This is a genomic window from Neisseria zoodegmatis (assembly GCF_900187305.1).
In the GTDB taxonomy this organism is placed as follows: domain Bacteria; phylum Pseudomonadota; class Gammaproteobacteria; order Burkholderiales; family Neisseriaceae; genus Neisseria; species Neisseria zoodegmatis.
The window spans coordinates 2,351,389-2,376,888 of record NZ_LT906434.1 but is presented as its reverse complement, the minus strand read 5'-3'; the positions used below and the strand labels follow the sequence as shown (position 1 = coordinate 2,376,888).

The following is a 25,500-nucleotide window of genomic DNA, read 5'->3' as shown; positions in this document are numbered from 1 at the left end:
AGGCAGGATACTTATGTGCCAGCTTCTCGGCATGAATTGCAACACGCCCACCGATATTGTTTTTTCGTTTGAAGGTTTCCGCCGCCGCGGCGGGCTGACCGACCATCATGCTGACGGTTTCGGCATCGGCTTTTTCGAGGGGAAGGGTGTGCGCCTGTTTCACGACGACAAACCGAGCGCGCATTCGCCGGTGGCGGATTTGATCCGTGCTTATCAGATTAAGTCGGAAAATGTGATTGCACACATCCGTAAAGCCACGCAGGGGCAGACTTCGTTGGCGAACACCCATCCGTTTATGCGGGAGATGTGGGGCGAGTATTGGCTGTTTGCGCATAACGGCCATCTGAAAAATTATTTTCCGCCGGCAGGTGAGTTTTATCAGGCGGTGGGCAATACGGATTCGGAGCGGGCGTTTTGCGCTATTTTGGAGCAGTTGCGCTGCCGTTTTACACGCAAGCCGGATGCCGATACTTTATTTAATGCGGTGGCTGAATTGACGGCAGAAATCCGCAGCTATGGTTTGTTTAACTTTATGATGTCCAACGGTGACTGTTTGTTTGCGCACGCCAGTACGCTCTTGCATTACATTGTGCGTAAAGCGCCGTTTGGCGAAGCGCATTTGCTGGACGATGATGTGAAAGTGGATTTCGCCGCGGTAACGACGCCCAACGATAAAGTGGTGGTGATTGCGACGCTGCCGCTGACCGGCAATGAGGCGTGGTCGCAGCTGGCGGTGAATGAGTTGGTAATGTTTTGCGACGGCGATATTGTGCGCCGCAACAGGCCGGAGCCGCCGGTGTATATGGGCGTGGAAGAAGGCTTGGCGATTGCGCGTGCGGCCGGTGTGAGTGTGTAGTTTGAAAACTGCCGATAGCGGTTAGAGATATGTGTTGCAAACCATGAAGGCCGTCTGAAATGATTTTTCAGACGGCCTTCATGGTTTGATAAACGATAGCAAACGCTTTGGGAACGACAGGTTTTATTTCACCAGCTTCAAACCTTTTTTCGGCTTGTTGCCGTCGTCGGGCGTGTGGTTGTCGGAAGATTCGGCACGGCTGCGTTCGATATCTTTTTCGAGCAGATGCAGCGGGTCTTGGCCGTTTTTCTCGCTTTCCGTCTGATAAGGATCCACCTCGAAGCCCATGCCTTCGCCGCTTTCGCGGGAGAAAATGCTGATGATGTGGCCGACGGGAATCCAAATTTCGTGCGCCACGCCGGCAAAGCGGGCGGAGAAATGCACCCAATCGTTGTCTATCGTCAGATTATGGCTGGCGGTAGTGCCGATATTGAGCACGATTTCGTTGTCGCGCACATATTGCATAGGCACGCGGGTGTGCTCGTTGACCCATGCCACGATATGCGGGGTTTGGTTGTTGTCGAGGCACCATTCGTACAGCGCTCTGAGCAGATAGGGTTTGGTGCTGGCACTCATCAGGATTTTCCTTTGTCGGTTGGGCGTTTCAGACGGCCTTTGTTTAGCGGCGCATGGCTTTTTCTGCGGGGGTTAAGGCTTCGATGAAAGCATCGCGTTGGAAAATACGTTCGGCGTATTTCAAAATCGGTGCGGCCGATTTGCCCAGTTTGATGTCGTAATGATCCAAGCGCCACAACAGCGGCGACAAAGCCACGTCAATCATTGAGAAATCGTCGCCCATGATGTATTTGGTTTTGGAAAATGCGGGAGCAAGCATGGTCAAGCCTTGAGAAATCGCTTCACGCGCTTTAGCCTGCTCTTTGCTGCTGGCTTCGGGGTTTTCCAACGTTTGTACATGGCTGAACAGCTCTTTTTCCATGCGGAACAATACCAAACGGCCGCGACCGCGCATAACGGGGTCGCCCGGCATCAGTTGCGGATGGGGAAAACGCTCGTCGATATATTCATTGATGATGTTGGACTCATGCAGAATCAAATCGCGCTCAACCAATACCGGCACTTGGTTGTAGGGGTTCATAATGGCCAAATCTTCGGGCTTGTTGAACACGTCAACGTCTTTGATTTCAAAATCCATGCCTTTTTCAAACAAAACAAAACGGCAACGCTGGCTAAACGGGCAAGTGATGCCCGAGTAAAGTGTCATCATGGCGGATACTCCTGCTGAAGGCCGTCTTTTTCAGACGGCCTGTTTGATTTTTTAGAGGGTGAAAATGATGCAATTATAAATGATTCGGATTTTTTAAGCTAGAAAACCGTTTCAACTTCATATTTTAAAATGATTTTTTATATTTTTCGGATGTGCTCGAACTTTGAAAAATGAGCGTGCAGATGACGTAAAAGAAGGAAAAATAAGAGCCGTTTTGAACGTCTTGCCGGAGAATTATTATAAAAATGGTTGAAAATTAGGCTAGAATAACAATTTAAACCCAAATAACTCATACATTTCAAATATTTATGAATCATAAATTTCACGCTTTATCCAAAATCCTGAAACAATCTTCTTTATATCTGTTGTTCGGCGCTTTCTCAGTATTATGTTCTTTAGCACCCACGGGGCGGCAAGAGTCTCTCGCGGCAGGCATGCACAGCCACGGCAAATATAAGCAGGGCGGTTTGATGCTGGATACCGCCAGAAGGTTTTACCCCGTGCGCACCATCAAAGATTTTATCGATGATTTGGCGAAATCCGGCGGCACTTTTCTGCACCTGCACTTTTCCGACCATGAAAACTATGCGTTAGAAAGCCACCTTTTGGGACAAAGGGCGAAAGATGCCATCCGCGGTAAAGACGGCATCTATATCAACCCTAAAAACGGCAAGCCGTTTTTGAGTTTCGAACAGGTAAACGATATCGTGCGCTATGCGGCGGAAAGGAAAGTGGAAGTGATTCCCGAAGTCGGCAGCCCCAACCACATGACCGGTATTTTCACGCTGCTTGAGCTTAAACACGGCAAGGCTTATGTGAACGCTTTGAAATCTCCTCAAGATTCGGACGAAATCAATGTCAACAATCCCAAAAGCGTTGAATTCGTCAAAACGCTGATCAATGAAGTGGCCGATGCCTTCGGTAAAAACAGCAAGCATTTCCATATCGGCGGTGATGAATTCGGATACAGCTCCGAAAGCAACCATGAATTTATCCGCTATGCCAACATGTTGGCCGACCATTTGGCCGCAAGAAAATTGACCACCCGCATGTGGAACGACGGTTTGATCAAAGGGACGGTAGATAACCTGAACCGCAATATTCAAATTACTTATTGGAGTTACGACGGCGATCCCGATAACCGCGATACGGCACAAAGACGCCGCGAAATCCGCATGAGTATGCCTGATCTGATGGACAAAGGCTTTTCGGTGTTGAACTACAATTCTTATTATCTGTATCTGGTGCCAAGCGACCGTAAAAACTTCAAGCACGATGTAGATTTTGCCCGAGCCGATATTGAAAAACGCTGGGATTTAGGCGTATGGGACGGCGAAAACCGTGCTAATAAGATTGCAAACACCGATAAGATCTTAGGCGCGGCGTTGGCTATTTGGGGTGAAAACAGCGGTAAACTCGATATCAATACCATCCGCAGACGTGCCGCCAAACCTTTGGCTACCGTGATCCGTAAAACACATGAAGCTGGCAGATAGTTTGAGATGTTTGCCGACTTAGATTGAATTTTGTAGGTGTATCTTGACGAAAGATTCGGAAGTACGACCCTTTTGTCAGATGAAACAATACCGAAACGAAACAGAAACAACGGAAAAGCAGCTTTTGCTTTTCCGTTTTTTTTGTTAAATGAGCAGGGGGTTTTCACAATGAAATGGAAAAGAAATGTAAATAAATATTTGCAATTAAAAATATAATAATCTAAGAAATTATTAATGTTGCGATTAAGTGACAAGACTGTTGTTTGCTGTTTAGAATTTTTTGAAAAATACTTTAAAAAATTTAAATTTATTAAAAACAGTAAATTGTAAATAAATTTAACCAAATTAAATAATACAAATAAATAATTTAATAATTAATTGTAATATTTCCAAATATTGAAATGTAAATATCGTAATTATTTTGCATTTTTACCTGTTTGTGTCTTGTAAAGATATGTTGTGAATTGATAATATGCACACGTGACAGTGAATCACGTTCAATTTTATTAAAACAAACATGAGGATTACGGAAATGTCTATTCACAAAAAAATCGGATTGGCTACTTTTATCGCTTTGGGTTTGGCTGCTTGCGGTAGCGGCGGTAGTGACGGCCCTTCTGCAGCTGCAACGCCTAATGCAGCTATTCAACCGGCTAAAATTGAGCAGGTGGCCAATGCAGGCTCAGCCGGTAAAACCGTTTTCAAGGTAAATGAGTACACCATTAAGTTGGGCGAAACTACCCACAAAGTGGCCGACATGAAAAAGGGTGAAGTCGTTAATTGGAAAGACGGCAACAATAATGTTCGCGCTTATCGCCAAGCATATTCTGTCGTTGCCGGTAAGTTTGACTTGTTTCCTATTGCCGGTGAAGGCGGTAAAGTAGCCGACACTATCGACATGCCGATGGAAGTGGCGTTGATTAACGGTGAAGCAACCCAAAAGCTGCCAACCGAAGGTAAATATACTTATAAAGGTGCGGCATTCGGTCGCAATGAAACAGGTAGTTTGACTTACAATGTTGACTTTGAAAAACGAGTAGGTAGCGGTACTGTAACCGGCTTGAACGAAACCGGTGCTATCGAGCTGAAAGAAGCCGGTATTGTTCACACTGCAATCACGAATGCTTTAGACGGCACTCAAGTTCGCGCCCACGGTGTTCGCGGCGAAACTATGTCTGAAAAACTGGGTCGTGGCGATTATAATCTGCACTTCTTCGGTAACAATGCAGAAGAAGTTGCCGGTAAGGTTATGCAAAAGAAAGGCGAAATCGGTATCGCCGGTCAGCGCTAATATTTGATTGCTAATACATTCCTTTCCTATCAAGACAAGCCAAAGGCCGTCTGAAATATTTCAGACGGCCTTTGGCTTGCGTTTCATTTAGTTAATGAATGAAACTGATGAAATATGGAACAACTGCATGCTGTTTTTATCAGCCCCGTTTGGGCGGCGGGTACCATCACGAGCCTGCTTCGCTATATAATTTCCCACTTATTTTTCATTCCGTCAGCTTTTCGACAAAAGAGAATTTTATGACTCAAACCGTACATTATCTGAAAGATTATCAAGCGCCTGCTTATTCTGTGGCCAATACCGACCTCTATTTTGATATTCACGACCGGTACATGGTGGTGCGGGCGGATTTGCATATCCAACCGCAGCAGCCCGGTGCGCCGCTGGTGTTGGACGGTTCGGCGGAATTGCTGTCGGTCAACATCAATGGTACGGAGGTTGAAGATTACACGCTGGCGGATGAAAAGCTGGTGTTGGCGCAAGTGCCGTCGGAGCCTTTTACGTTGTCGGTGGAAACGCTGATTAGGCCGTCTGAAAACAAATCGCTGATGGGGCTGTATGCTTCCGGCGGCAATCTGTTTACCCAATGCGAGCCGGAAGGTTTTCGTAAAATCACGTTTTACCCCGACCGCCCCGACGTGATGTCGGTGTTTACCGTAACCATCACTGCCGATGCGGCGCGTTATCCCGTGATGTTGTCCAACGGCAATAAAGTGGACGGCGGCACGCTTTCAGACGGCCGCCATTGGGTGAAATGGGCAGACCCGTTTGCCAAGCCAAGCTATCTGTTTGCCTTGGTGGCGGGCGATTTGAGCCTTACGCGCGACACGTTTACCACCGCAAGCGGGCGCGAAGTGGCGATTGAGTTTTACACCCGCGCCGAAGATGCGGGCAAAGTCGATTTTGCCGTGCAGTCGCTCAAACATGCGATGAAGTGGGACGAAACCCGCTTCGGCCTCGAATACGACCTCGATATCTACATGGTTGTGGCCGTCGGCGACTTCAACATGGGTGCGATGGAAAACAAGGGGCTGAACATTTTCAACACCAAATATGTGCTGGCCGACAGCCGCACCGCCACCGATGCCGATTTTGCCGGTATCGAAAGCGTGATTGCCCACGAATATTTCCACAACTGGACGGGCAACCGCGTAACCTGCCGCGACTGGTTCCAACTGTCGCTCAAAGAAGGGCTGACGGTATTCCGCGACCAAGAGTTTTCCGCCGACCGTATCGACCACGGCACCTGCCGCATCGACAACGTGGCCATGCTGCGCCAGCACCAGTTTCCCGAAGACGCAGGGCCGACCGCCCATCCCGTCCGCCCCGCCTTTTATGAAGAGATGAACAATTTCTACACCATGACCGTGTATGAAAAAGGTGCCGAAGTAGTACGCATGTACCATACGTTCTTGGGCGAAGCGGGCTTCCAAAAAGGCATGAAACTTTATTTTGAACGCCATGACGGCCAAGCCGTAACCTGCGACGATTTCCGCGCCGCCATGGCCGATGCCAACGGTTTCGATTTCAGCCGGTTCGCCTTGTGGTACAGCCAAGCCGGCACGCCCGTGCTGGACGTAACAGGCCGTCTGAAAGACAACGGCGATTATGTGTTGAACGTTAAGCAAACCGTGCCGCCCACGCCCGACATGGCCGACAAACAACCGATGATGATGCCGCTGAAAATCGCTTTGTTTGATGCCCAAACCGGCCGCCCTGTTGCATTCAGACGGCCTGAAAGCGATACCGCGCAAACCGAAGCGGTGTTGGCGGTAACGCAAGCCGAGCAAGAGTTTGTGTTGCACGGCGTCGGCGTGCCCGTCGTACCTTCGCTGTTGCGCGGCTTTTCCGCCCCCGTGCATTTGAACTACGATTACAGCGACGAAGAATTGAGCGTATTGCTTTCCGCCGATACCGATCCCTTCGCCCGCTGGGAAGCAGGGCAAACCCTGTACCGCCGCGCCATTGCCGCCAATGAAGCCGCATTGCGCGAAGGCCGGCCGCTGCCGCAACACGCCACGCTGCTGAAAGCGTTTGAATATGTGTTGGATGCCGACATCAGTGCAGGTTTCAAAGCCATGCTGTTGCAAGTGCCGCCCGAAACCGAACTGTGGGCCGACGGCGAGAATATCGACCCGCTGCTCGTCCACCGCGCCCGCGAAGCCTTGCTCGACAAGTTGGCCGTTCAGTTCAAGCAGCATTTTATGGCCTTAAACGAACAGTCTGCCGCCAAAGAGCAGGCGGCAGACGAAGCCGTGCGCTACGAATACAGCCCCGAGCTGGCCGGATGGCGCAGCCTGCGCAACATTTGCCGCGCCTTTGTGCTGCGTGCCGATCCCGACCATATCCGCGTGGTGGCCGAACGCTATGCTGCCATGGTCAAAAACATGACCCACGAATGGGGGATTTTGTCTGCCGTCAACCACAACCCGCACGACACACGCAACCAACTGTTGGCCGCCTTCGCCGAAAAATTCAGCGAAGACGCGCTGGTGATGGACAAATACTTTGCGCTGATCGCATCGAGCCACCGCAACGACACGCCGGAGCAGATTCAGACGGCCTTAGCCCACCCGAAATTCAGCTTGGAAAACCCCAACAAAGCCCGCGCACTGTTGGGTGCGTTCACTCGCAACGTGCCGCATTTCCACGCCCAAGACGGTTCCGGTTATGCCTTTATCGCCGCCAAAGTGATGGAAATCGACCGCTTCAACCCGCAAGTGGCATCGCGTTTGGTGCAGGCATTCAATATCTGCAACAAGCTGGAGCCGACACGCAGAGAGCTGATGAAAGCGCAGTTGCAGCAGATTCAACAGCAGAGCGGCTTGTCGAAAGACGTATCGGAAATCGTCGGCAAGATTCTGGCGTAACCCATAACAAGAAAAGCGATCAGGCCGAGACCTTTGCAAAACCCTCAGATGTGGATGCAGTTCAAGGCGCAGCAGCACAGCGGGTGCAGACATATCATATAGCGGCTCAACTTAAAAATAGTACATTCGTCATACTCGGGCTTGACCCGAGTATCTTGAGTTTCAGCAAGTTTGGAAGATACTCGGGTCAAGCCCGAGCATGACGGTTTTGTTATGAAATTTAAGTGGATTGACTATATAGACAGGCAAACGAGCGGGCAGCGCACAACGCAGAAATGAGTCGCAGATGGGGGCAAAGGTCTCAGGCCGTCTGAAAACAGTTTTTCAGACGGCCTCATTGCTGTTTATATTTAAAGAGAACGGTTTATATATGCACCGATAAACAAACTTTAATGCTTGCCCGACCGCCAAATCGACCAAATAATCCACACGCTGTTGGCAAAGGCCAGCAGATAGCCGATAAAGCCGATGAATTTGGGGCCGGTTTCGATGCTCATCACGATAGACGAGCCGATAATCAGCGCGGCAGTAACAATGCCCATGGTCAGGCGGTTGGTGGCGCGGTCGATTTGGTGGCTGAGTTGGTCGAAATGCTTGAAGTCGATATTTAGCCCCACTTGGCCTTTTTGCAGGCGGCGGCTGAGGCGGAAGAGGTTTTGCGGCAATTCGTCGAGCGCCTGCACGATGGTTTGGGCGTGCATTTTGCTTTTACGCAGTATGTGTTCGGGCGACGCGCGTTCGCCGAACACTTCCGCCACAATCGGCTTGGCCTGTTCCAGCAGTTCGGTGCTGCCGTCGAGCCGTTTGACTACTCCTTCGAGGGTAATCAGGGTTTTGAACAGCATCACCAAGTCGCCGGGCAGGGTCAGCCCGTGGCGGCGCATGATTTGGGTGATGTCGTTGATCACTTGGCTGATGCGTAAATCGCGTATGGGGGTGTGCTCGTAGTTGAGCAGCATTTCCAAAACGTCGGCGCCGAGCAGGTTTTCATCGGGCAGCTCGCCTTGCGCCCAGTTGCTCAACACATACTGCATGGTGAATTGGTCGCGGTGGGTGAGGGCGTTGATGAGGTCGATGATTTCGCGGCGGCGGGTGCAGCTGAGATGGCCGACCAAGCCGAAATCAATCAGGGTGATGCGGCCGTCGCCGTTGAGGAAAATATTGCCCGGGTGCGGGTCGGCATGAAAGAAACCCTGCTTGAGTATCATGATGAAGAGGGTGTCGGTAATGCGGCCGGCGAGTGTGCGGCGGGTGGCGGCATCAAGCGTTTCAGACGGCATGTCTTTCAGCAAGGTGTCGGAAACGTATTCCTGCACGAGAATGTGGCGGTTGGAATATTCTTGATAAACTTTGGGAATATGGATAAACGGGTGGTTTTGAAAGGTGGTTTCAAACCGCTGCATATAGCGCAGTTCGATGGATAAATCGGTTTCTTTATCGAGGCTGCGGGCGAAATACTGCACCATCTGCACGGGCTGGTAGCGGCGGGTTTCGGGGATTTCGGATTCGATTAGATTGGCCAGATGGGTTAGAATGCGCAAATCGGCCTGTATGGTCGGCTCGATGTCGGGGCGTTTGATTTTAACAGCTACGGTTTCGCCGTTGGTCAGCTCGGCACGGTGGACTTGCGCAATCGATGCGCTGCCGATGGGTTGGGGGTCGATGTGCCGGAATACCTGTTCGGCAGGCTGCCCCAAGTGCGATTCGATCAGCGTGCGGATATCGGCGGTGGGAATCGGTGCGACATTGCTTTGCAGCCGCTCGAATTCTTCAATCCATTCGGCGCTGAAAATGTCTACGCGGGTCGACAGCACTTGGCCGAGTTTGACGAAAGTCGGCCCCAACTCTTCAAACGCCATGCGAAACCGGCGCGGCGTGCTCATGTAGCGGCTTTCGGGCGCGGATTCGCCTTCGTGGCTGCTTTGTGAAGAGAGTTTGATGCGCTGAACAAATTCGCCCAAACCGTATTTGGTCAGAATGGCGATAATCTCGCGCATACGGGAGAAATCGCGCATGGCAAGTAAAGTTGGAATCATCATGGCTTTTGCTGTATCTTAGCGGCTGATTTCAGAATCTATAGTTATTTTCACGAAAAATTGATGTACATTCCGTTATGCTTCGACAGCGAGTATGACGATGCAGAAGTTGATCGTCAAACTGCTATACACAGAATAACATATAAAGATGCCTCAGGCCGTCTGAAAAGAAATTTACGGAATAATGAATAAATGAACCAATGGAAACAATGGTGTAGCGCAGTTTTTGCCACCGTTTGCCTGATGCTGTCGGGCATGGGTGTGGCGCAAGCCGATGAAATTGAGAGCCTGCTGCGTCTGCAAGGTCAGCAAAATTCGCAGTATAAAGCGGTTGAAGTGGTGAACGATGAAAAAAGCGTACCCATTACCCGCCGCGATGCCGACGATTTAATCGGCAGTGCCATGGGTTTGCTGGGGGTGGCTTACCGCTACGGCGGCACTTCGGCCAGCACCGGTTTTGATTGCAGCGGTTTTATGCAGCATATTTTCAAACGCAGTATGCAGATCAGCCTGCCGCGCACTTCGGCGGAACAGGCGAGAATGGGTGAGCATGTGAGCCGCTCCAATCTCCAGCCGGGTGATATGGTGTTTTTCCGAACCATGGGCGGCGGGCGTATTTCGCATGTGGGGCTGTATATCGGCAACAACCGCTTTATCCATGCGCCGCGTTCGGGTAAGCGCATTGAAATCACCAGCTTGAGCAATAAATATTGGAACTCGAAATATGCCTTCGGCCGCAGGGTAAAGAAAAACGATCCTTCACGCTTTTTGAATTGAGGTGAGCCGCCATGAGTATGCCCGAAATGCCGAAATGGTATAGCGACGACGGCGAAATCGTTTCGTGTACCGAAAAAATCAAGGTAATGACGGAAAACATGACCGAGCTTTTTCAAACGGCACAAGATGCGTTTGAAGATGCGCTGCTGATGGGGTGCGGCGAAGCGCAGTTGCGTGAATATCTGCACCGTTTGATAGACGGGGTGGAAAACCCCTACAAATAAAAGCGCATGTTAAACCGCAAGCGCGCAATGATTGTTTTGATGAATACGGAATCTTAGTCAGATTCCGTTTTTCTTTTGCATTTTCGGCTCTTTTGCCTTTTCAGACGGCCTGCGTAGGGTTATGATTTACACAGATTAACAACTTAACAAACGGGCGGGGCTTTTCGTTTGCGTTTGTACAATCGGTTTCAGACGGCCTCATGCTTCAAGCCGCGTAGCCTAGAACCATACCGGGGATTTTCAGGAGAACACACATACCATGATCAGAGCGTTGAGCATTATTTTCGGCTTTTTGGCTTTAGGCGAAGCCATTATTTATTTCAGCGGTATCAAGCTGCCCGGCAGCATTATCGGCATGGGTTTGTTGTTTGGCGCGCTGCATATCGGCTGGGTGAAAACATCTTGGTTGCAGCAGATAGTTGATGTGCTGATGGGCAACCTTTCGCTGTTTCTCGTGCCGCCTTGCGTGGCGGTGATGAGTTATCTTGATCTCGTCGGCCGCGATTTGCTCTCCATCGTTACCGCCACCGTGGTCAGCACCTTTTTGGTGATGTTCGTTACCGGCAAAGTGCACGAACTGATGCGGAGGTTTTGGTAATGGAAATGTTGTCGCATCCCGTTTTAATGCTCTTTATCACGGTTACGGTGTATTGGATTGCCAACGTGCTGCGTGCGCGAACCGGCAGTTTTTTGTGCAATCCGGTGGTGTTGAGCACGATTGTGGTGATTACTTATCTGAAAACGTTCGATATCGATTACGCCACCTATCACGATGCCGCCGAGTTTATTGATTTTTGGCTGAAACCGGCGGTGGTGTCGCTGGCGGTGCCGCTTTATATCAACTGGAAGAAAATCAGCAGCCAATGGTTGCCGATTGTGGTGTCGCAAGCCGCGGGCAGCGTAACGGGTATCGTTACCGGCGTATATATCGCGAAATGGATGGGGGCAGGGCACGAAGTGGTGTTGTCGCTGGCTGCTAAGTCCGTCACCAACCCGATTGCGATTGAGATTACCCGCACCATCGGCGGCATTCCGGCCATTACCGCCGCCACGGTGATTCTGGCGGGCATGATGGGGCAGATGATCGGTTTCAAGCTGATGAGCGCCAGCACCATACGCATGCCGACTTCGCAAGGGATGTCGATGGGAGCCGCTTCACACGCAATGGGCATCGCCGCATCGTTGGAGCGCAGCCGCAAGTTGGCCGCTTATGCCAGCTTGGGGTTGATTTTCAACGGCGTGCTGACAGCTGCGTTGGTGCCGATCTTGATACCGATATTGGTTTAAGCATTATGGTATATAGCTTGTGGTAAGGAATATTGAGGCCGTCTGAAAATGGATTCTCAGACGGCCTCAATATGGTAAATAAGCTTAAAAATCAGCACACCCGTCATACTCGGGCTTGCCCCGAGTATCTTGAGTTCCATTAAGTTTACGAGGTGCTCGGGTCAAGCCCGAGCATGACGAAAACATGGCAAAAAATAAGTTTATGTGCCATATTTATTTGCCGTACCTTACTCGGACTTTAAACTGCCCTATCGAAACACGCTTCATAGAGCGGCTGCAATGCGCGTATTTGCCGGGTAATCCATTGCACGCTGTCGATGCCGTCCAAATGGTCGCGCTTGATGTGCCGCCCGATACAGAAAAAATCGTCGGGCGATTCCAGTTGCAATTGCCCTTGTGCAGCACGTTGGGCAACGGTGGCGTAGTCGGCATATTCGCTTTCGGAGCCGTGCCACAGGTCGAAATCGGCAAAGGTTTGGATATCAAGGGTAGCGAGCCAGCGGTTGTAATCGCTGAGGCGGATGGACGAAGAACCGGCTTTGTAGCAATGCCAATCAAGGCTCACGCTCAAGCGGCGGCGGTTGAGCAGTACCGACAGTATCGCAGCGGAGTCTTGATACGCGGCGTATTTGAAATAGGCGAAAAAGTGGGCGCGCACCTGCCAGCCGTTGCACCAGCGTTCGATGTGCGGCGGGGCAAACGGTTCGCCGAGTTGCTCGACCACGCTAAGTATCGTGTGCTGCCAATCCTGCCATGCCGCTTTGTAGTCGGCTTTAATCTGCGGAATGGTTTCGGGCTGATACTTTTTAAGCTGGGCGAATTGGAAAAAGGGCAGGTTGAATAGGTCGCAATGTCGGGCGGTCAGCATGGTGAAAGTCTTTAAGTTGGCGGAATGCGGTTTTTCAGACGGCCTCTTGCGAAGGATAGGTAAGCCGCCGTGTCGGTTTCAATCGTTGCGGATCAGTGTTTGGTTAGGGTTTGGGCGAAACTAAGGCAGCAGCTTGCCGGGGTTCATGATGCCGTGAGGGTCGAGTTCGGCTTTGATGGCGCGCATCAGGGCGATTTCGGCGCTGCTGCGCACGCTCGGCAGCCAATGGTTTTTAACTTGTCCGATGCCGTGCTCCGCCGCAATCGTGCCGTGGCAAGCCAGCACGTTTTCGTACACGATGGTGTTTACGGCATCTTCGTATTCGTACACTTCATTGCTCAACACTTGCGGCAGGAAGGTGTTGTAATGCAGGCTGCCGTCGCCCAAATGCCCGAACACCACAATTTGAATATCGGCAAAGGCCGTCTGAAGTGCTTGACCGCAGCGCGATACGAAATCGGCAACGTGCGCAATCGGCACCGCAATATCGTGCTTGATGCTCGCGCCCAAGTTGCGCTGGGAGGCGGAAATGTTTTCACGCAGCGTCCACAGTTCGTTGCGCTCGCTTTCCGAATGGGCAATCACGGCGTTTTCAAAGCCTTGTTCCATCAGAAATTCTGCCAGTAAATCAATCAAACCGTCGTGGCGGACGGAATCGGTGAGTTCCAGCAAAACATGCCACGGAGCTTCAACCGGCTTGCCGAGGCGGCTGAACTCGGAAGATAAGTTCAAAGCATAGCCGCTAACCAACTCAAAACTGCACAGGCGTTCGGCAAATCTGCCTTGAACGGCGGTTAGTAATGCCACAGCCTGTTCAATCGATTCCACGCCCACCCAAGCGGTTTCGACGGTTTCAGCTTGCGCAAACAGCTTGAGCGTGGCGCCGGTGATGATGCCCAAAGTGCCTTCGCTGCCGATAAACAAATGGCGCAAATCGTAGCCGGTGGTGTTTTTGTGCAAAGGGTACAGATGCGATACCAACTCGCCGTTGGGCAATACCACTTCCAAGCCCAATACTAAATCGCGCATCGTGCCGTAGCGCAAAACGTTCAGTCCGCCCGCATTGCAGGCGATGTTGCCGCCGATCTGGCAAGAACCTTCACTGGCCAAGCTCAGGGGGAACAATCTGCCCGCCGCCGCCGCCGCTTCTTGAACATGCTGCAAAACCGCACCGGCATCTACCGTGATCGCATTGTCGGCCAACTCGATATGGCGGATGCGGTTGAGTTTGGAAAGATTCAGCAATACGCCCCCGTCAGACACAGCCGCACCGCACAAGCCCGTATTCCCGCCTTGTGGCGTGACGAGAATACGGTGTTCGAAGCAAAAGCGCATCACGGCCTGAACCGAAGCGACGCTGGCTGGCTGGACGATAATATCGGCAGAGCCGGTATAGCGGCGGCGTTGATCGGTGAGCAATGCCGTGCCGTCTTCCACGATTTCGGCTGGAGAAAGTACGGAAAGAAGAGCTTGTTTGATGGCTTGGGGTGTCATGATGGGGAAGAGGCCGTCTGAAAAAGTGTCAGACGTTTATGCTAAAAGGAATCGTAAGGATAGTAAAGAAGCTGAAGCGATTTGGTTTTTGAGAAAAAGCAACGAGACGTGATAAGGAAAACAGTAAATACAGACAGTAAAATGCCAAAAGCAGGATACGGATGTATCCTGCTTTTGGTTATCTATTCTGCAAATAGAATTATTTGGCAGCAGAATCAGCAGCTGAGGCAGCGGCAGAAGCAGTGTCAGCAGCTTGAGCAGCAGAAGCAGCTTCGGCAACAGCTTGAGAAGCATCTTTAGCGCCTTCGGCAACGGCTTCTTTAGCATCAGAAGCAGCTTCAACAGCAGCTTCTTTGGCTTCAGAGGCAGCTTCGGTAGCAGCAGTTGCAGCTTCAGATACAGCTTCAGAAGCTTTGGCAGCAGCGTCTTGGGCTTTGTCGTTAGCACCACCGCAAGCAGCCAGGAACAAAGACATCAAAGCAGCGGCAAACAGAGATTTTTTCATTTTAAATACCTTTTAAATCGACTTAAAAAAATAATCATTCAATATGGGTTTAAGCCCATTTTTGATTTAGAAATTCATTGCTGAATTTTGCCAATTATGCCCGACCCTCAAAGCCAATGCAATGTAACCGGCTATAATGTTCGGCAAGAATATGGATGCTTAGTCATCTGAGTGTGCGTATTAGTTCAATCGCAGTTGCAATTTTTTGCTTGATTTGTGTAAGAAAATTTAATTTTGCATTGAAATTTCAAAATTTTAATCCGTTTTATAACAATAAAAATTATTTACAGGGATATTACGCATTTTTTTGCTATTTTTATTGTTGAGTAGTAAAAAAGCAACATGTATATGGAATAAAAAGCGTTGTTTGATTGATTTTTTATTTAAAATAGCCTACTTGTGCTGAATCGGAATGGGCGTTACTGTGTTAAAATCCATTCACATTTTTAAAACTACAAGGACTTCACGGCATGGCCATCCAAAAAAATTCTGTTGTTTCGCTTCATTATGAAATGTTTGATGCGAACGACCAACTTCTTGATAAAACCGAACAGCCGATTGTTTATCTGCACGGCGGTTACGACGGTATTTTCCCTTTGGTTGAAGAAGCGTTGCACGGTAAAGAAGTGGGCGATGTCGTGGATGTCGTTCTTTCTCCCGATGATGCTTTCGGCGAACAAGATCCGGAGCTGGTGCGCATTGAAGATGTGAGCGTTTTCCCGGTTGACGTGGAAGTGGGCATGATGTTTGAAGCCGACGATCCTGAAACCGGTGATGTGTGGGTTTACCGTGTAACCGATGTTGCCGACGGTAAAGCTGTGGTGGATGGCAACCACCCGTTGGCCGGCATGAAAATCCGTTTCAAAGCCACGGTTGAAAGCGTGCGCGATGCGGAACAGGAAGAAATCGAACACGGCCATGTGCATGGCGAACACGGCCATCATCACTAAGCTGTATTGATGAAATAAATAGAGAAATCCCTGATCTCTTTGGAGGTCGAGGATTTTTTATGGCTTGCCGTTGCAGCAAGAGCGGCATGTTGAAAGCGGGTGCATTTGGCAAGGCCTTAAGGCAACAGGCCGTCTGAAAATGTTTTTCAGACGGCCTGTTTGTTTTTCAAGTTATGTAGTGAATGTCTGCCATATAAATGGAGTGTTTACTGCAAGAGATTTTAAGGCTTAGCAGTTTTGGCGTTGGAAACGCTTTTGGCCGTCTGAAAAGCTTAGTTGCGGCGTGCGGAAATAATTAGCCAAACGGCACCATTAGGTTTTCTGGGCTTTTGCTTCTTGTTCTGCTTTGTATTTGCGCAAGTAGGCCAACGCGGCGGCTTTTTCTTCTTCGGTGCCGTATTGTAGGTCTCTTTGTGCGCGGCGGTAGGTGGCGCGCTCTTGGGCTTCGGCAAGCTGTTGGGCTTGGTAGGCTTCGCGGTTGGCGGGGACGACGCGCTGGGCTTGTTGTGCTTGGGCGCGTGCCATGGCTTGGGCGATCAGGTCGGCGGGGTTGATGGAGGGTTTGGCCGCGGCGGGGGCTTGGGTTTGCTGCTGCGCTTTTTTGACGGCGGCTTCACGTTCGGCGAGATAGGCGCGTTTTTCTTCTTGGTCGCGTGTTTTGCGGGTTTCGTGCCAATGGTAACGCTCGCGGGCGTGTTCGGCGGCGGCAAAGCGGGCTTCGCTGTGGCTGCTCAGGAAACGGGCTTGGGGCAGATGGTCGGCTTCGACGGGCTGCATGTAGATGCAGTCGACGGGGCAGGGGGCGACGCAGAGGCCGCAGCCGGTGCATTCGCTGCTGATGACGGTGTGCATGCGTTTGGATGCGCCCATGATGGCGTCGACGGGGCAGGCGCGGATGCAGGCGGTGCAGCCTATGCACACGGATTCGTCTATCCAAGCGAGTGCTTTTTCTTGGATTTTGGCCGGTGCGGCGGGCGGTTTGCCAAGCAGGGCGGAAATGTCGAGCATCACGGTTTCGCCGCCGGGTGCGCACAGGTTGATGTTGGCTGAACCGTCGGCCAATGCTTCCGCATAGGGCAGGCAGCCTTGGTAGCCGCATTCTCTGCATTGGGTTTGCGGCAGGATTTGGTCGAGGCGTTGGACGAGGTTCATGGCAGTCGGCTTCGGATGGTTTGTTTTATGTGTTTGATATTCATTAGTTTATCGGTTTTTGGCGGGCTTTGCTTGCCGAATGTTTCAGGCCGTCTGAACCAATATTTTCAGACGGCCTGATATCCGGGGCTGCCTTATTTCACATGCGGCGCGATGATTTGCAGCATTTGGCCCAACACTTTCGGGTTGCCGGCCACGATGTCGCCGCTTTCCAGCCAGCTTTCGTTGCCCTGCATGTCGGTTACGATGCCGCCTGCTTCCTGTACCAACAACGCACCGGCGGCGATGTCCCACGGTTTGAGGTTGAACTCGAAAAAGCCGTCCAAGCGTCCGCAGGCTACGGCGCACAGGTCGAGCGCGGCGGAGCCTTCGCGGCGGCCGCCGGCGGTTTTGGCTAAGAAGTCTTTCAGAATGGCGAGATAGGTGTCCATCATGCTTTGGTCGACAACCGGAAAGCCGGTGCCGATTAAGCAGCGGTTGAGTTCGATGCGGGAAGAAACGCGGATGCGGCGGTCGTTCAGCAATGCGCCTTTGCCGCGCGAAGCCATGTATAAATCGTTGCGTTCGGGCGCGTATACCAATGCTTCCTGCAACACGCCTTTGTGCAGCAGAGCCATAGAGATGGCATATTGGGGATGGCCGTGCAGGTAGTTGGTGGTGCCGTCGAGCGGGTCGATAATCCACTCGTATTCGGCAGTGGATTTGCCTTGCGATCCGCCTTCTTCGGCGGTGATTTTGTGATGGGGATAGGCTTCTTTGAGCGCGTCGACCAAAATGGCTTCGGCGGTGCGGTCAACATCGGAAACAAAATCGTTAAACGCTTTGCTGTCGGTTTTAACGGCATCGAGATTGCGCGACGCGCGGATCATCATATCGCCTGCTTTGCGCGCGGCTTTGAGGGCGGTGTTTAAAATCGGGTTCATGGCATTCTTTCTAATCGGGTACAATAAGGCAAAACGTAAAACGCTGCGTTTACGCTGTTTCCAATGTTGTTAAAGAGCATTCAGACGGCCTTGAGGCCGTCTGAAAAATATTCAGGCGCACATTATACCCCTGTTCCGAAAATAAAACATGATGAATCCCAAGCCCGCCGTTCCCGCTTATCTCGACAATATCCATATCGTGCTCGCCCGCACCAGCCACCCCGCCAATATCGGTTCCGCCGCCCGTGCCATGAAAACCATGGGGCTGCACCGTTTGACTTTGGTTGCGCCGCAGCTGATTGCCACGCCGATGACCGAAAACCCGCCGCTGTTCGATGCCGCCAAGCCGCAGGATTTCAAACTGCCCGAAGAGAGCTTCGTGCTGGCATCCGGTGCGGCGGACGTGTTGGAAAACGCCCGTATCGCGGCCACGCTCGACGAAGCGTTGGCACACACCACCCTGAGCTGCGCCTTAACCAGCCGCAAACGCGAGCTGACCGCGCCGCTGCAAACACCGCGCCAGCTCGTGCCCGAATTGCTGCAAGCCGCTTCAGACGGCCGACAGGTTGCGCTGGTGTTCGGCAATGAAACCTTCGGCCTGAGCATCGAAGAAGTACAAAACTGCAACCGCCTGATGACCATCAACGGCAACCCCGACTATTTCTCGCTCAACCTCGCGCAAGCCGTGCAGGTGGTGTGTTACGAGCTGTTCAGCCAAACCGACATGCCGATGACGCATTTAGAGCAGGAAACCCGACCGGCCACCCACGAACAGATTGCCGGCATGGTCGGCCATATGGAAAGCGTGATGAACGACATCGGCTTTTTCAACCGCCGCAACAGCGAACGTCTGATGCGCCGTATGCAGAATCTGTTTATGCGGGCGGATACGCAAACCGAAGACATCGATATCCTGCGCGGCTTTTTGAATACCGTGAAACGCAATTTGAAAGATTAATCGTTGAGGCCGTCTGAAAAGTGTTCAGACGGCCTCAATATCAATGTTTATTATTAGGTAGGTTTATCCGTGCCTTTGCTGTGCTGCTGATGTGCATGGGCAAGGCGGTAGGGAAGCACTGTTTACAAAATGTTTTGCAATCGGAGTAGAGATATGAAACGAGTGTTGTTAATAGGGTTGGCGTTGTGGTTGTCGGGTTGCACGGCCATGCTGTGGGGCGATGACAGCAAGGCGGTTCAGCAGGCGGTAGGCACGGACCGCATTCATGCTTTCGGCGTGGCGAACGAGACGGCGCGCGGGCAGTTGAGTCCGGGCGATTTGGCGATGATGGGCGAGCAATACTGGTATGTGGTTCCCGGCACGAAAGCTGAAGATTTGCGTGCGGTGCTTAACGCCGGCCTGCCTGCGCGTTTTCACACGTTTGACAGCGACGGCAAAGAAATTTCCGCCCTGCGCGTGATGGTGCGAGGTTTGGACGACAACGAATTCAGCAGCGATTTTTGCCTTCGGTATCCGGCGGATGCAGCGGCGAAAGACAAGCTGGAAGCGCTGGAGTTTTATCAGCGCAAAGGGGGCGAGTATGAGCGTTGTTTTGTGGTGCAAGGTTATCTTTACCGCAGCCCGAAGCAGGTTGCCGTGGATTACCGCTTCGAGGAAGCAGTGCCGGTGGAGTTGTTCAAGCTGGAGCGCCGCCCGCGCGGCGGTGTGGCGCGCACCATCGGCAAAGTGTTGCTGACACCGGCGGCGGTGGCTGCCGATGCAGTGGGCGCGGTAACGGTATATCCGGCGGCCTTGCTCGGCATTAAAGCAAGTGGCGGCTTGAAGGTAATACGGTGATGTGTTTGGTGTTGCGGAAAATAAATAGCTCTTTGGGTTAGATTTAAGCTGAAAGGCCGAGACCTTTGCAAAACCCCCCATCTGCGGCGCATTTCTGCGTTGCGCGCTGCTCGCTCGTTTGTCTATCTAACATATGATATGTCTGCACTCGCTGTGCTGCTACGCCTTGAACTGAATCCGCATCTGAGGGTTTTGCAAAGGTCTCAGGCCGTCTGAAAATATTTTCAGACGGCCTCTTTAAATATATCCACACGTTGAAGCGGACATTTAAAAAGCAAACGGTTGGGGCTGCTGCACGGCGGTTCGCAGCCTGCTGTGTATTGCAGGCCGTGGGTGAAAGTGTTAAAACGGGGGCATGATATAAAAAGAAAAATATCCGTATCCAACGGTTTCTGCCAAGAATATGCCGTGCATGATGGTTTTGAGAGGAGAAAATCATGAAAAAACAGGTTGCAGCAGATAAAAAATTCTTCGGCCACCCGTGGCAGCTTTCGACCTTGTTCCATATCGAACTGTGGGAGCGGTTTTCGTTTTACGGAATGCAGGGCATCCTGCTGATTTATCTGTATTACCAAACCACTCAAGGCGGCTTGGGTATGGATAAATCGGTGGCCGGCGGCATTGTCGGCGCGTATGGCGGCAGCGTGTATCTGTCGACGATTTTGGGTGGCTGGCTGGCCGACCGCTTGTGGGGCGCGGAAAGAACGCTGTTTTATTCGGGCATTTTGGTGATGGGCGGCCATATCGCTTTGGCGGTGATTCCGGGCTTTGCCGGTTTGCTGTGCGGCTTGGTGATGATTGCATTGGGCAGCGGCGGTGTGAAAGCGTCGGCCAGTTCGATGGTCGGTTCTCTCTATGAAAGTGAAGAACTGCGCCCGCTGCGTGATGCCGGATTCTCGATTTTTTATATTTCGATCAATATCGGCGGTTTTTTAGGCCCGCTGATTACCGGCCTGCTGCAAAACAACATCGGCTTCCACTACGGCTTCGGTGCGGCGGCGGTGGGTATGGCTTTCGGTTTGTGGCAATACGCGCGCGGCAGAAAGTTTTTGCCGCATACGCCCGCACCTTTTCCTTTGCCGCAGGGGCAGGGCAAGACGGCGGGTTTGGCGGCGGCGGTGTTTGCCGGAGCGATTGCGGTATCGGTGGCGCTGGGTTGGCTGAATCTGGACAATTTTTCTAAGGTGCTGCTGGCTACGGTCATCGCGGCTACGGTGGTGTATTTTGCGCGTTTGCTGCTCAGCCCGTCGGTGGAGGCGCAAAACAAACGCTACATCACGGCTTATGTGCCTCTGTTTTTGGTTATCTGCATTTTTTGGGCGCTGTGGTTCCAAGTGTTTACTTCGGTAACGGTGTATTTTGACGAAACCATCAACCGCTCGGTCGGCAGCTTTACGATTCCCGTGTCGTGGAAAGATTCGCTGCAAAGTTTTTGGGTGGTGGTGTTTTCGGGCTTGATGGCGGCGATGTGGACGAAAATGGGTGAAAAGCAGCCCAAAACGCCGTTGAAATTCGCGTTGGCGGTGATTGTGCTCGGCGCTTCGTATTGGTGTTTCGTGCCGTTTATTGCTTCGGGCGCGGTGATGCCTTTGATGGTGTTTGCGCTGGTGGTGTTGGGTATTACCATTGCCGAATTGCTGCTGTCGCCGATTTCGCTGTCGTTTGCCACCAAAATTGCGCCGTCACACTTTAAAACGCAAATGGTCGCATTGAACTTTTTGGGCTTGTCGCTCGGATTTACTTTGGGCGGCCTGATATTTAAACAATATTTTATTGCTGAAAACGCCGCAGGTTTTTATCGCTTGATCGGTACGACGGGTTTGATAACGGGCGTGGTGCTGCTCGCGCTCGTGCCGGTGTTGAACCGCCTGCTCAAAGGCGTGGATTAAGTTTTTGCATAAGGAAAACCTATCATGAATACTCCTTCACAACGTTTGGCCGCGCTGCGCGACAGTATGCGCGAACACGGATTCGACGCTTGGATTATCCCTTCGGCCGATCCGCACCTTTCGGAATACTTGCCCGAACATTGGCAGGGCAGGGTGTATGTTTCGGGTTTTACCGGCTCGGTGGGCACGTTGGTGGTTAAGGCCGACAGCGCCGATTTGTGGGCCGACAGCCGTTATTGGGAGCAGGCGGAAAAGCAGCTTGCGGGCAGCGGCATCGAATTGAAAAAACTCGGTTTCGGTAAAACGCATGTTGAAGATTTGGCGGAAACCCTGCCGGAGAATGCGCAAGTAGGCGTGGCGGCCGATATGTTGTCGCTGGCCGCGCAACGCCAGCTTCAGACGGCCTTTGCATCAAAAAATATCCGCCTGAACCATCAAAGCGATTTGCTGGGCGGTTTGTGGGCAGGCCGCCCAGCGTTGCCTTCGAGCGAGATTTATCCGCACAAGGCCGAATTTGTGAGCGAAACCGCCGCACAAAAACTGGCACGCGTGCGGGCGGCCGTGAAAGAAAAAGGTGCGGATTACCACCTGATTTCTTCGCTCGACGATATCGCGTGGCTGACCAATCTGCGCGGCAGCGATGTGTCTTATAACCCCGTGTTTCTGTCTTATCTGTTGATCGGCGCGGACACCGCCACGCTGTTTGTGAATCAAAACGGCTTGAGCGAAGAGTCTGCCCAATGCTTGAAAACAGCAGGCATCAGCACCGCCGATTATCACACCGCCGCCGATGCCTTGGCCGCCGTTTCAGGCGCGCTGTTGATTGATCCGGCCAAAACCGCCGTGAGTACCCTGCAGAAGCTGCCCGATAACGTGAAACTGCTGGAAAGCATCAACCCGAGCACTTTGTTTAAATCCATCAAGTCAGATGCCGACATTGCCCACATTCGCGAAGCTATGCGGCAGGACGGCGCGGCGTTGTGCGGGTTTTTTGCCGAGTTGGAACAAAAACTGGCCGACGGCGAAACCGTGTCCGAGCTGGATATCGACACCATGCTGCTGGCGCACCGCAGCCGCCGTCCGCACTTCATTTCGCACAGCTTCGGCACCATTGCCGGTTACAACGCCAACGGTGCGTTGCCGCATTACAGCGCCACGCCCGAAGCGTACAGCCTGATTGAAGGCAACGGCCTGCTGCTGATTGATTCGGGCGGCCAGTATGAAAACGGCACCACCGACATTACCCGCGTGATTCCCATCGGCATGCCAAGCGCCGAGCAAAAACGCGACTTTACGCTGGTGTTGAAAGCCCATATCGCGCTGGCCGAAGCCGTGTTTCCCGAAAACATTGCCGCGCCGATGCTCGATGCCGTCTGCCGCGCACCCATGTGGAAAGCCCAATGCGACTACGGCCACGGCACCGGCCACGGCGTCGGCTACTTTCTGAATGTGCACGAAGGGCCGCAAGTGATTTCCTATCACGCCGCTACCAATCCCAACCACGCCATGAAAGCAGGCATGTTTACTTCGAACGAACCGGGTTTGTACCGCCCCGGCAAGTGGGGCATTCGCATTGAAAATCTGGTGATCAACCGCCCCGTTGCACAGCCTGAAGAAACCGCGTTCGGCAAATTCTTATGCTTCGAAACCGTTACCCTCTGCCCGATAGACACCCGCCTGATGGACATTGCCATGATGTCGGCAAACGAAATCAAATGGGTCAACGGCTATCACGCCCAAGTGCGCGAAAAACTGTTGCCGCTGGTGGAAGGTGCGGCCAAATCATGGCTGGAAGAACGCACACAGCCTGTTTAATCACCGCGCGTTCAAACGATAACCTGCGGTTGACTGCTTGGCAGGTGCCGCACATTGCAACATAACTTTTTCAGACGGCCTGCATAATCTTTTGCAGACTCATACATCAAAACACACACTATGAATTATGCACTCGATGCCCTTTGGTGGCGGCTCACCGACCCGCATGTGCGCGATTTGGCCGCCGTTCTTACCGCACCCCCCTTGTGGTTGAGCGGTTGCGAGCTGCCCGTAAGCGAGCTGCTTGGCGAAACGGGATTCCGCTATCTGCTTGATCTCAACGATTATCCCACGCAGCTCCACGAAGCTTTGTACCATAAAAAACCATTTGCCGGCCGCCTCGGATTTTATGCCGAACACCTGCTGGCATTCTGGCTTGAAACCGCACCCCATGCCTCTTTGCTCGGGCAAAACCTAACCGTTAAAAATGCCGCGGGGCAAACAAGCGGAGCCGCCGATTTTATCGCCACGCTCAACGGCAAACCCTACCACATCGAATTGACCTGCAAATTTTACGGCTGCCGTTCGGGAAGGCCGTCTAAAATGGTCGGATTGGATAATCAAGACACGCTGATGCACAAAGCCGCCAAACTGTCGCAGCAGCTGCGCCTGCTGGAGAGTGAAGAAGGGCGGAAAGTATTGAACGGCCTGAAGCTCAATCCCCAAGAACTACGCAGCGTTTCGATTGTGCGCGGCAACGGCTTCTCATCCCAACCGCAGGCGGCAGACGAAGCCCCGTTAAACCCCTACGGCTGGCACGGCCTTTATCTTGAAGATTGGGCGGAATACGACTTTTCAGACGGCCTTACGCGCCGCCATTTCCTGCTTCCGCGTTTGGGTCTGCTTGCCCCCGCCAGAGTGTGTGCCGAAGGAACATTCAACGAAACAGAAACCCGCAAAATCCGCAGCGGCATACTCGCCGTGCTTGAGCAGCGGCCGGACGGATTTTGGCACGAAGTCCGACGTATCATGAAAGTGCAGCGCGAAGATTGAGCAGGTATGTGCAGGTATGTATAGTTAATCTGCTTAAATTTAATACAAAAACGTTGTACTCTGGCTTGATCAAGTATAACGGCACGGCTTCTAATGAAGTGGCTTGATATAACCAGTAAAATTGTTCTCTGCAATGTTGTAGGGGCGGATATGCCATCCGCCCCTACGATTTTGTTACTCAACTTAAGTTGATTGACTAAAAACCTTGAGGCCGTCTGAAAATCGTTTCAGACGGCCTCGAGGTTTTTAAACCGCTCTTTCAGCCTGAGACCTTTGCAAAACCCCCATCTGCGGCGCATTTCTGCGTTGTGCGCTGCTCGCTCGTTTGCCTATCTATATGATATGTCTGCACTCGCTGTGCTGCTACGCCTTGAACTGCATCCACATTTGGGAGTTTTGCAAAGATCTCGGCCTTGGTTACACTTGAGCAGGTGCTTCCGCACCTTCGGGCAGGCCGAAGATTTCGCGCAGAATCACTTTATAAAAAGCAAACGCTTCTTTTGCACCCTGAATCGCCTCGTCTTGGGCGGATTTGTCCAAGCCCAAATTGTTGAGATACACCACAAACTCACGCCAGTGTTGGCCGCGGCCGTCTGGATGCGGAGCCAAGTGGCGCGCACCGTTTTCCGCATTGAAGCTCAGCTTCTGCGCATCTTTAAACAAAAATGCCGCTCCCAAGTTGGAACCTTCGGCGCAATAAAGCCAACCGATGGCCTTGTTGCCTTCAGGCTTAGGCAGATCGCCGGAGAATTGGTAAGGCTCGCTGTTCAAATCTTCCAAATCCTGCAACACGGCATCATAACGGGCCATGTCGGCCAGTTGCGGAATAGACCGGTTGAGCTTCTCGTCTTTGTAAATGCCGTCGACGATTTTGTGGAACACCGATTGCAGCTTCAAAAATTTCGAGTAATTTTCGTTGTTGGCAAAAGGTTGTACCGACATCACCAAATTATCGACGCTGTCGTGGGTGGTGCGGTTTTCTTCTTTCAGACGTTGGGCAAAAGTTTGAGCTTCGTTTGTCATGTTGTTTTCCTTTTTCATTATTCGAATCCAA

Annotated in this window: 23 protein-coding genes and 2 pseudogenes; 15 read left to right on the top strand and 10 right to left on the bottom strand. The window is 51.9% G+C overall.

The genetic code is table 11. The features are described 5' to 3' along the window. Positions 1-13 precede the first annotated feature (13 nt). Positions 14-856 carry a class II glutamine amidotransferase gene (locus tag CKV66_RS11230; protein WP_085364535.1) on the top strand — a complete coding sequence of 281 codons (843 nt, stop codon included), beginning with the start codon at positions 14-16 and terminating at the stop codon, positions 854-856. 123 nt (positions 857-979) lie between these two features. Here CKV66_RS11230 and CKV66_RS11225 read toward each other — a convergent pair whose 3' ends face one another. Continuing rightward, entirely contained in the window at positions 980-1,432 is a 453-nt protein-coding gene (locus CKV66_RS11225) for a ClpXP protease specificity-enhancing factor (RefSeq protein ID WP_085364536.1), read from the bottom strand. Positions 1,433-1,475: 43 nt separating this feature from the next. Next, a complete protein-coding gene (locus CKV66_RS11220; RefSeq protein WP_085364537.1) occupies positions 1,476-2,081 on the bottom strand; it encodes a glutathione S-transferase N-terminal domain-containing protein in 606 nt (201 codons plus the stop codon). Positions 2,082-2,389: 308 nt separating this feature from the next. Between CKV66_RS11220 and CKV66_RS11215 the strand changes: the two genes are divergently transcribed. From CKV66_RS11215 to pepN, 3 genes are all read left to right on the top strand, one after another. After that, positions 2,390-3,577 carry a family 20 glycosylhydrolase gene (locus tag CKV66_RS11215; protein ID WP_085364538.1) on the top strand — a complete coding sequence of 396 codons (1,188 nt, stop codon included), beginning with the start codon at positions 2,390-2,392 and terminating at the stop codon, positions 3,575-3,577. A 532-nt stretch (positions 3,578-4,109) separates the two neighbouring features. After that, a complete protein-coding gene (locus CKV66_RS11210; protein ID WP_157739167.1) occupies positions 4,110-4,868 on the top strand; it encodes a factor H binding protein domain-containing protein in 759 nt (252 codons plus the stop codon). A gap of 239 nt (positions 4,869-5,107) precedes the next feature. Next, positions 5,108-7,738, top strand: coding sequence for an aminopeptidase N (gene pepN, locus CKV66_RS11205; RefSeq protein ID WP_085364487.1), 2,631 nt, complete (start codon positions 5,108-5,110; stop codon positions 7,736-7,738). A 15-nt stretch (positions 7,739-7,753) separates the two neighbouring features. Here pepN and CKV66_RS12685 read toward each other — a convergent pair. Together CKV66_RS12685 and CKV66_RS11195 are read right to left on the bottom strand one after the other, a co-directional pair. Beyond that, positions 7,754-7,840: pseudogene (locus CKV66_RS12685) on the bottom strand (lipoprotein signal peptidase); the annotation flags it as partial. A 287-nt stretch (positions 7,841-8,127) separates the two neighbouring features. Continuing rightward, on the bottom strand, positions 8,128-9,777 hold the full coding sequence (locus tag CKV66_RS11195) for an ABC1 kinase family protein (protein ID WP_085364488.1): 1,650 nt from the start codon (positions 9,775-9,777) through the stop codon (positions 8,128-8,130). A 189-nt stretch (positions 9,778-9,966) separates the two neighbouring features. Here CKV66_RS11195 and CKV66_RS11190 point away from each other — a divergent pair, with 189 nt between their 5' ends. The 4 genes from CKV66_RS11190 (at position 9,967) to CKV66_RS11175 (ending at position 12,062) form a co-directional block, all read left to right on the top strand. Beyond that, a complete protein-coding gene (locus tag CKV66_RS11190; protein ID WP_095197889.1) occupies positions 9,967-10,551 on the top strand; it encodes a C40 family peptidase in 585 nt (194 codons plus the stop codon). 11 nt (positions 10,552-10,562) lie between these two features. Continuing rightward, a complete protein-coding gene (locus CKV66_RS11185) occupies positions 10,563-10,775 on the top strand; it encodes a hypothetical protein (RefSeq protein WP_054600647.1) in 213 nt (70 codons plus the stop codon). Between the two features lie 259 nt (positions 10,776-11,034). Beyond that, the gene (locus tag CKV66_RS11180; protein ID WP_085364489.1) at positions 11,035-11,373 is read left to right on the top strand and encodes a CidA/LrgA family protein; all 339 of its coding nucleotides are present in this window, start codon (positions 11,035-11,037) and stop codon (positions 11,371-11,373) included. After that, positions 11,373-12,062, top strand: a complete 690-nt coding sequence (locus CKV66_RS11175) for an LrgB family protein (RefSeq protein WP_085364490.1) — start codon at positions 11,373-11,375, stop codon at positions 12,060-12,062. Before CKV66_RS11180 ends, CKV66_RS11175 begins: the two co-directional genes overlap by 1 nt. Before the next feature lie 238 nt (positions 12,063-12,300). On the opposite strand, the gene CKV66_RS11170 is transcribed toward CKV66_RS11175, so the two are convergent. The 3 genes from CKV66_RS11170 to CKV66_RS11160 all read right to left on the bottom strand — a co-directional run bounded on the left by CKV66_RS11170 (position 12,301) and on the right by CKV66_RS11160 (position 14,929). Continuing rightward, the gene (locus tag CKV66_RS11170; RefSeq protein ID WP_085364491.1) at positions 12,301-12,930 is read right to left on the bottom strand and encodes an HI_0552 family protein; all 630 of its coding nucleotides are present in this window, start codon (positions 12,928-12,930) and stop codon (positions 12,301-12,303) included. 120 nt (positions 12,931-13,050) lie between these two features. Next, positions 13,051-14,424 (bottom strand): FAD-binding oxidoreductase, encoded by a 1,374-nt coding sequence (locus tag CKV66_RS11165; protein ID WP_085364492.1) that lies wholly within the window; start codon positions 14,422-14,424, stop codon positions 13,051-13,053. Positions 14,425-14,623: 199 nt separating this feature from the next. Continuing rightward, the gene (locus tag CKV66_RS11160; RefSeq protein WP_085364493.1) at positions 14,624-14,929 is read right to left on the bottom strand and encodes a hypothetical protein; all 306 of its coding nucleotides are present in this window, start codon (positions 14,927-14,929) and stop codon (positions 14,624-14,626) included. A gap of 470 nt (positions 14,930-15,399) precedes the next feature. Here CKV66_RS11160 and CKV66_RS11155 point away from each other — a divergent pair, with 470 nt between their 5' ends. After that, positions 15,400-15,879 (top strand): FKBP-type peptidyl-prolyl cis-trans isomerase, encoded by a 480-nt coding sequence (locus tag CKV66_RS11155; protein WP_085357505.1) that lies wholly within the window; start codon positions 15,400-15,402, stop codon positions 15,877-15,879. Between the two features lie 312 nt (positions 15,880-16,191). On the opposite strand, the gene CKV66_RS11150 is transcribed toward CKV66_RS11155, so the two are convergent. Together CKV66_RS11150 and CKV66_RS11145 are read right to left on the bottom strand one after the other, a co-directional pair. Continuing rightward, positions 16,192-17,031 (bottom strand): RnfABCDGE type electron transport complex subunit B, encoded by an 840-nt coding sequence (locus tag CKV66_RS11150; protein ID WP_095197888.1) that lies wholly within the window; start codon positions 17,029-17,031, stop codon positions 16,192-16,194. A gap of 134 nt (positions 17,032-17,165) precedes the next feature. Next, the gene (locus CKV66_RS11145; protein ID WP_054600625.1) at positions 17,166-17,954 is read right to left on the bottom strand and encodes an inositol monophosphatase family protein; all 789 of its coding nucleotides are present in this window, start codon (positions 17,952-17,954) and stop codon (positions 17,166-17,168) included. A gap of 148 nt (positions 17,955-18,102) precedes the next feature. Here CKV66_RS11145 and CKV66_RS11140 point away from each other — a divergent pair, with 148 nt between their 5' ends. From CKV66_RS11140 to CKV66_RS12815, 6 genes and pseudogenes are all read left to right on the top strand, one after another. After that, the gene (locus CKV66_RS11140; RefSeq protein ID WP_095197887.1) at positions 18,103-18,912 is read left to right on the top strand and encodes an RNA methyltransferase; all 810 of its coding nucleotides are present in this window, start codon (positions 18,103-18,105) and stop codon (positions 18,910-18,912) included. Positions 18,913-19,065: 153 nt separating this feature from the next. After that, positions 19,066-19,749: a hypothetical protein gene (locus CKV66_RS11135; protein ID WP_143773824.1), complete on the top strand. Its 684-nt coding sequence runs from the start codon at positions 19,066-19,068 to the stop codon at positions 19,747-19,749. 437 nt (positions 19,750-20,186) lie between these two features. Then, positions 20,187-21,638, top strand: coding sequence for an oligopeptide:H+ symporter (locus CKV66_RS11125; protein WP_085364497.1), 1,452 nt, complete (start codon positions 20,187-20,189; stop codon positions 21,636-21,638). A gap of 24 nt (positions 21,639-21,662) precedes the next feature. Beyond that, positions 21,663-23,453: an aminopeptidase P family protein gene (locus tag CKV66_RS11120; protein ID WP_085364498.1), complete on the top strand. Its 1,791-nt coding sequence runs from the start codon at positions 21,663-21,665 to the stop codon at positions 23,451-23,453. A 120-nt stretch (positions 23,454-23,573) separates the two neighbouring features. Continuing rightward, entirely contained in the window at positions 23,574-24,446 is an 873-nt protein-coding gene (locus CKV66_RS11115) for a DUF1853 family protein (protein WP_085364499.1), read from the top strand. Between the two features lie 264 nt (positions 24,447-24,710). Then, positions 24,711-24,860: pseudogene (locus CKV66_RS12815) on the top strand (lipoprotein signal peptidase); the annotation flags it as partial. A 3-nt stretch (positions 24,861-24,863) separates the two neighbouring features. Here CKV66_RS12815 and CKV66_RS11105 read toward each other — a convergent pair. Then, positions 24,864-25,469 (bottom strand): biliverdin-producing heme oxygenase, encoded by a 606-nt coding sequence (locus CKV66_RS11105; protein ID WP_085362896.1) that lies wholly within the window; start codon positions 25,467-25,469, stop codon positions 24,864-24,866. Positions 25,470-25,500 lie beyond the last annotated feature (31 nt).

Bases quoted from the DNA above. Each gene is read 5' to 3' on its own strand.
- CKV66_RS11230 (WP_085364535.1), top strand. From the start codon at position 14: ATGTGCCAGCTTCTCGGCATGAATTGCAACACGCCCACCGATATTGTT.
- CKV66_RS11225 (WP_085364536.1), bottom strand. From the start codon at position 1,432: ATGAGTGCCAGCACCAAACCCTATCTGCTCAGAGCGCTGTACGAATGG.
- CKV66_RS11220 (WP_085364537.1), bottom strand. From the start codon at position 2,081: ATGATGACACTTTACTCGGGCATCACTTGCCCGTTTAGCCAGCGTTGC.
- CKV66_RS11215 (WP_085364538.1), top strand. From the start codon at position 2,390: ATGAATCATAAATTTCACGCTTTATCCAAAATCCTGAAACAATCTTCT.
- CKV66_RS11210 (WP_157739167.1), top strand. From the start codon at position 4,110: ATGTCTATTCACAAAAAAATCGGATTGGCTACTTTTATCGCTTTGGGT.
- pepN (WP_085364487.1), top strand. From the start codon at position 5,108: ATGACTCAAACCGTACATTATCTGAAAGATTATCAAGCGCCTGCTTAT.
- CKV66_RS11195 (WP_085364488.1), bottom strand. From the start codon at position 9,777: ATGATGATTCCAACTTTACTTGCCATGCGCGATTTCTCCCGTATGCGC.
- CKV66_RS11190 (WP_095197889.1), top strand. From the start codon at position 9,967: ATGAACCAATGGAAACAATGGTGTAGCGCAGTTTTTGCCACCGTTTGC.
- CKV66_RS11185 (WP_054600647.1), top strand. From the start codon at position 10,563: ATGAGTATGCCCGAAATGCCGAAATGGTATAGCGACGACGGCGAAATC.
- CKV66_RS11180 (WP_085364489.1), top strand. From the start codon at position 11,035: ATGATCAGAGCGTTGAGCATTATTTTCGGCTTTTTGGCTTTAGGCGAA.
- CKV66_RS11175 (WP_085364490.1), top strand. From the start codon at position 11,373: ATGGAAATGTTGTCGCATCCCGTTTTAATGCTCTTTATCACGGTTACG.
- CKV66_RS11170 (WP_085364491.1), bottom strand. From the start codon at position 12,930: ATGCTGACCGCCCGACATTGCGACCTATTCAACCTGCCCTTTTTCCAA.
- CKV66_RS11165 (WP_085364492.1), bottom strand. From the start codon at position 14,424: ATGACACCCCAAGCCATCAAACAAGCTCTTCTTTCCGTACTTTCTCCA.
- CKV66_RS11160 (WP_085364493.1), bottom strand. From the start codon at position 14,929: ATGAAAAAATCTCTGTTTGCCGCTGCTTTGATGTCTTTGTTCCTGGCT.
- CKV66_RS11155 (WP_085357505.1), top strand. From the start codon at position 15,400: ATGGCCATCCAAAAAAATTCTGTTGTTTCGCTTCATTATGAAATGTTT.
- CKV66_RS11150 (WP_095197888.1), bottom strand. From the start codon at position 17,031: ATGAACCTCGTCCAACGCCTCGACCAAATCCTGCCGCAAACCCAATGC.
- CKV66_RS11145 (WP_054600625.1), bottom strand. From the start codon at position 17,954: ATGAACCCGATTTTAAACACCGCCCTCAAAGCCGCGCGCAAAGCAGGC.
- CKV66_RS11140 (WP_095197887.1), top strand. From the start codon at position 18,103: ATGATGAATCCCAAGCCCGCCGTTCCCGCTTATCTCGACAATATCCAT.
- CKV66_RS11135 (WP_143773824.1), top strand. From the start codon at position 19,066: ATGAAACGAGTGTTGTTAATAGGGTTGGCGTTGTGGTTGTCGGGTTGC.
- CKV66_RS11125 (WP_085364497.1), top strand. From the start codon at position 20,187: ATGAAAAAACAGGTTGCAGCAGATAAAAAATTCTTCGGCCACCCGTGG.
- CKV66_RS11120 (WP_085364498.1), top strand. From the start codon at position 21,663: ATGAATACTCCTTCACAACGTTTGGCCGCGCTGCGCGACAGTATGCGC.
- CKV66_RS11115 (WP_085364499.1), top strand. From the start codon at position 23,574: ATGAATTATGCACTCGATGCCCTTTGGTGGCGGCTCACCGACCCGCAT.
- CKV66_RS11105 (WP_085362896.1), bottom strand. From the start codon at position 25,469: ATGACAAACGAAGCTCAAACTTTTGCCCAACGTCTGAAAGAAGAAAAC.